Below are 4,071 nucleotides of genomic sequence, written 5' to 3' on the forward strand. Positions count from 1 at the left end.
CCCCTGAAGAAGCCAACATGCCCCTGCGCAGCAAACCCCGTGCCCCTCTCCACCCAACGGTGGCTTTTGCAGAACAGTTTTGGCGCGAGCACCAAAGTCGGCAAGATCGGCAAGATTGAGGGTTGCCGTGCAAGCTAAGATCGGCGAACCCTGTTCCATCGATGAGGATCCGCGTCGGCCATGATGACCGTAATGGAGTTTTTTGCCCTCAGTGCCGGGGAGTGGATGTGCCAGCGCACCAGCCATCATTTGGCTTTTCGCCGCTCTGAGGGGGGGAGGTCGAGAGTCCAAATTGCAACGCTTTCGGCAACCGATCCGGCAGTCATACGGGTTTGCGAGTTGTTCAAGGTGGATCCCCGACGAGCTGTGGGAGCAGCGCGGGTGCAGTGGGATGGCGAGCAGGAGTGGGATAACGAAGAGTACAAGGGAGATGTGGTGCTGGTACCTATCCCCGATGAGACCGATCCCATGCGCGGGCAGTTGCTGCGGGATCAGGGCTACGCCGAGAAAGTGCCGGTGGCCGGTACCTATGTCATGGGATCCGATGGTGCCCTCACCCTCTACACCCAGTATGAGATGACCGAATCGGAAGAGCGCATTTGGTTTGCCAGCCCCAACTTGCGCCTGCGGGCCAGCACTGTCAAGCGGTTCGGCGGCTTCAGCATGGCCTCTTTCTGCTCAGAGGTGCGCAAACTCTCCGCCGGCCCTTCTCCCACCCCTACGGTGGCCGAATCCAGCCCTTTCCGCAGCTAGAGCTGTTTCTCCTCAACTGCAACGCGGGTTGTGCTATGCACCAAGTCTTGGATCTGGGGATTAACCTGCTCCACGCCAATCAACACCAGGCCGACCACAACCGGGAGCACTTTGATGCCTGGGGGGTGACCTGTCTGAACCTCATGAGCGCGCCGGGGGCGGGTAAGACCTCTTTGCTGGAGAAAACCGTGGCCGCTCTGGCTGACTCGCTGCGCCTGGCGGTGATCGAGGGGGACATGACGACCCAACTGGACGCGGAGCGGCTGCGTCGCTACGGGATCCCGGTGATCGCCATCAACACAGGGCGGGCCTGTCATTTGGATGCGGCCATGGTGGCCGGGGGCTTGCGGCAATTGGAAGCGCTACTGGATCCGCAGCAACTGGATTTGCTGCTGGTGGAAAATGTCGGCAACTTGGTCTGCCCGGCGGAGTTTGAGGTGGGGGAACACGCCAAGGTAGCCCTGCTCAGCGTCACAGAAGGGGAAGACAAGCCTCTCAAGTACCCGATTATGTTTCGAGAGGCGGATTGTCTACTGATCACCAAGGTGGATCTGGTTCCTGTCTTAGAGGTGGATTTGGAGCGGATCCAGGCCAACATCCGCGAGATCAACCCTTCTGTGCCGATTTTTTGTCTTTCTGCCAAGACGGGCGTCGGGCTGGAGCCCTGGCTGGGCTGGATCCGAGAGCAGATTCTCCTGGCCCAACGCCGACAGCAGCCGCAGTGAAGGGTATCATACTGGGCATCTGGCCGTGGAACTCTCCTCACCTGAGCTGGCCAGGCAGGGGATGAGTTAGCACCTCTGGCGGGTCAATTTCAGATAACGTGTGTGGATGGAAAATCCCGGCTATGGCCAATTTAAGCGACTTTGTACAGGGCATTGAGCAGTTGATCGAGCTGGCTCAGAAGCTGGATGAGAAAAAACAAAGTGGAGAACTGCGAACCGAAGTCCGCATCCAAACCCGTCCCCTGAGCAGTTCTATCCCCCCTTCCGGCTCCATCCCTCGCCGCCGCAGCCATGCCCAAACGGGGGATCCCCCCTGGAGCAGCGAGCCCCGAGTGGTGTCTGCAACCCGCTTTCAGGAACCATCCCAGGCTGCTGTGCCCGACTCGCCATCAACTTCTGCCGACCGCGCAGAGTCTTGGGCTGGGCCACGTCTCAAGGATGTGGGTGGGCTGAAAGAACAGTTGCAAATCCTGCGGGAGATGGTAGAGCTTCCCCTCAAGCGGCCCGATCTGCTGGCCAAGCTGGGGTTGGATCCGCCCCGCGGCGTGTTGTTGGTAGGCCCCCCCGGCACCGGCAAAACCCTGACGGCCCGCGCCCTGGCCGAGAGCCTGGGGGTGAACTACATCGCCATTGTCGGCCCGGAGCTGATCGGCAAGTATTACGGCGAGGCGGAGGCGCGCCTGCGACAGCTTTTTGAAAAGGCGGCCAAATCGGCTCCCTGTCTGGTTTTTATTGACGAAATCGATGCCTTGGTGCCCAACCGCGCCACCGTCGAGGGGGAAGTGGAAAAACGCCTGGTGGCCCAAATGCTGGGGCTGATGGATGGATTTGTGGCCCAAAAAGGGATCGTGGTGCTGGCAGCCACCAATCGGCCCGAGGCTTTGGATCCGGCTCTGCGGCGACCGGGGCGCTTTGACCGGGAGGTGATCTTCAAGGTGCCGGATCGGGAGGGGCGGCGGGAGATCCTGGCCATCCACACCCGCGGCATGCCCTTGGCGGAGGATGTGGATCTGGACAGCCTGGCGGATCAGACGCTGGGCTTTGTGGGGGCAGATCTGCGGGGCCTGTGCCAGGCAGCAGCCTATGCGGCTTTGCGGCGGCAGGTGCCCGATTTGGGATCCCCCATCCCCGAGTCCCTGACGGTAACCGCAGCGGATTTTCAACAGGCTCTGCAACAGGTGAAGCCGGCGGTGCTGCGCTCGGTGGAGATCGAATCCCCGCAGGTGAGCTGGGATCAAATTGGCGGCCTGGAGCACGCCAAGCAGATTTTGCAAGAGGCCATCGAGGGATCCCTGCTTCACCCTGAGTTGTACGAGCAGGCTCAGGCCCAAGCACCCAAGGGGATCCTCCTGAGCGGGCCGCCCGGCACCGGCAAAACCCTGTTGGCCAAAGCCATCGCTTCCCAGGCTAAGGCCAACTTCATCGCCGTCTCCGGCCCGGAGCTGCTCAGCAAATGGGTGGGATCCTCCGAGCAGGCGGTGCGGGAGCTGTTTGCCCGTGCTCGGCAGTGTGCCCCCTGCGTGATTTTCATCGACGAGATCGATACCCTGGCCCCGGCGCGAGGCAGCTACTCCGGGGATAGTGGGGTCAGCGACCGCGTTCTGGGGCAACTGCTGGCAGAGCTGGACGGGATCCGCCCCAGCCAAGGGGTATTGGTGGTGGCCGCCACCAACCGCAAGGCCAGTTTGGATCCCGCCCTCACCCGGGCCGGCAGGTTGGAGCTGCACTTGAGCGTGGAGCTGCCAGATCGCAACGGGAGACGGGAAATTTTGGCGGTTCACAACCGCAAGCGTCCCCTGGGGCCCGATGTGGATTTGCAAGGGTGGGCTGAGCAAACCGAAGGTTGGAGTGGTGCCGACCTCGCCCTGCTCAGCAACCGCGCCGCCATCGCTGCCATTCGTCGCCACCGGGCCACCTCAGAGTCGGTGGATGCCAAAACCCTGGTCATCCAACAGGAAGACTTCTGTCGGGCCTTTGCCGAGCTGCAGCAGCAACGCCAAGCCGGCTGACCAGGAAAACCGGGTTCGGCGCTCCGCGCTGCTAAAACGAACAAGCCCCGACTTACCGCTACGCGGTTCGCCTTGGCGGGCCGTAGGCCTTAGCAAGCCAGTAGGGCGGCTTTTGCTTTATCGCTACGCGATGCTTTCGCGAACGCCTCTGGTGGCACAGAGCGCTATGATCTTTCTCGAGGCACTGGTGAAAGTCAGTGTATTGCGTCCGGAGCTGAAGTCAGCGACTTTCCCACAGTTGCACCAGTTGGCTTTGGCCTCTGGAGAATTGTATTTCAGAGCCCTCGTCGCCTTTTGGCGCGTGGTGCGCAAGAAAGGTCTGTGGCTCAAACCCACCGGCCTCCTGCGCTGGTTCCCCAACACCTCAGAGAATGAGCTCCATGCCCATAGCGCTGTTCGCCTCTGGCGGCGCGGAGCGCTTGAAAGAATCCCCTGCTTTTAGGGGGGAATGTCAACTCCTCTTCGGCAAATCTCCATGGCCAGGATCAACGACCATTTCCTTAAGCTCAAAGCCGGCTATCTTTTCCCTGAAATTGCCCGACGGGTACAATCCTTTGCCGCCGCCCATCCCGAAGCTCAGATCA

4 protein-coding genes are annotated in these 4,071 nt (G+C 61.2%); all 4 read left to right on the forward strand.

Features of this window, described 5'->3' with window-relative positions:
• The first annotated feature begins 180 nt into the window (after positions 1 to 180).
• The 4 genes from NW838_RS09875 to NW838_RS09890 all read left to right on the forward strand — a co-directional run bounded on the left by NW838_RS09875 (position 181) and on the right by NW838_RS09890 (position 3,929).
• Positions 181 to 753, forward strand: coding sequence for a phycobiliprotein lyase (locus NW838_RS09875; protein WP_414358500.1), 573 nt, complete (start codon positions 181 to 183; stop codon positions 751 to 753).
• Positions 754 to 788: 35 nt separating this feature from the next.
• On the forward strand, positions 789 to 1,478 hold the full coding sequence (hypB, locus tag NW838_RS09880; protein WP_414373376.1) for a hydrogenase nickel incorporation protein HypB: 690 nt from the start codon (positions 789 to 791) through the stop codon (positions 1,476 to 1,478).
• A 122-nt stretch (positions 1,479 to 1,600) separates the two neighbouring features.
• The gene (locus tag NW838_RS09885; protein ID WP_414427960.1) at positions 1,601 to 3,487 is read left to right on the forward strand and encodes an AAA family ATPase; all 1,887 of its coding nucleotides are present in this window, start codon (positions 1,601 to 1,603) and stop codon (positions 3,485 to 3,487) included.
• Positions 3,488 to 3,653: 166 nt separating this feature from the next.
• Positions 3,654 to 3,929: a hypothetical protein gene (locus tag NW838_RS09890; protein ID WP_414358425.1), complete on the forward strand. Its 276-nt coding sequence runs from the start codon at positions 3,654 to 3,656 to the stop codon at positions 3,927 to 3,929.
• The last annotated feature ends 142 nt before the right edge of the window (positions 3,930 to 4,071 follow it).

Origin of the sequence: Synechococcus sp. R55.2 (genome assembly GCF_047462075.1) — a bacterium.
Lineage (GTDB): Bacteria > Cyanobacteriota > Cyanobacteriia > Thermostichales > Thermostichaceae > Thermostichus.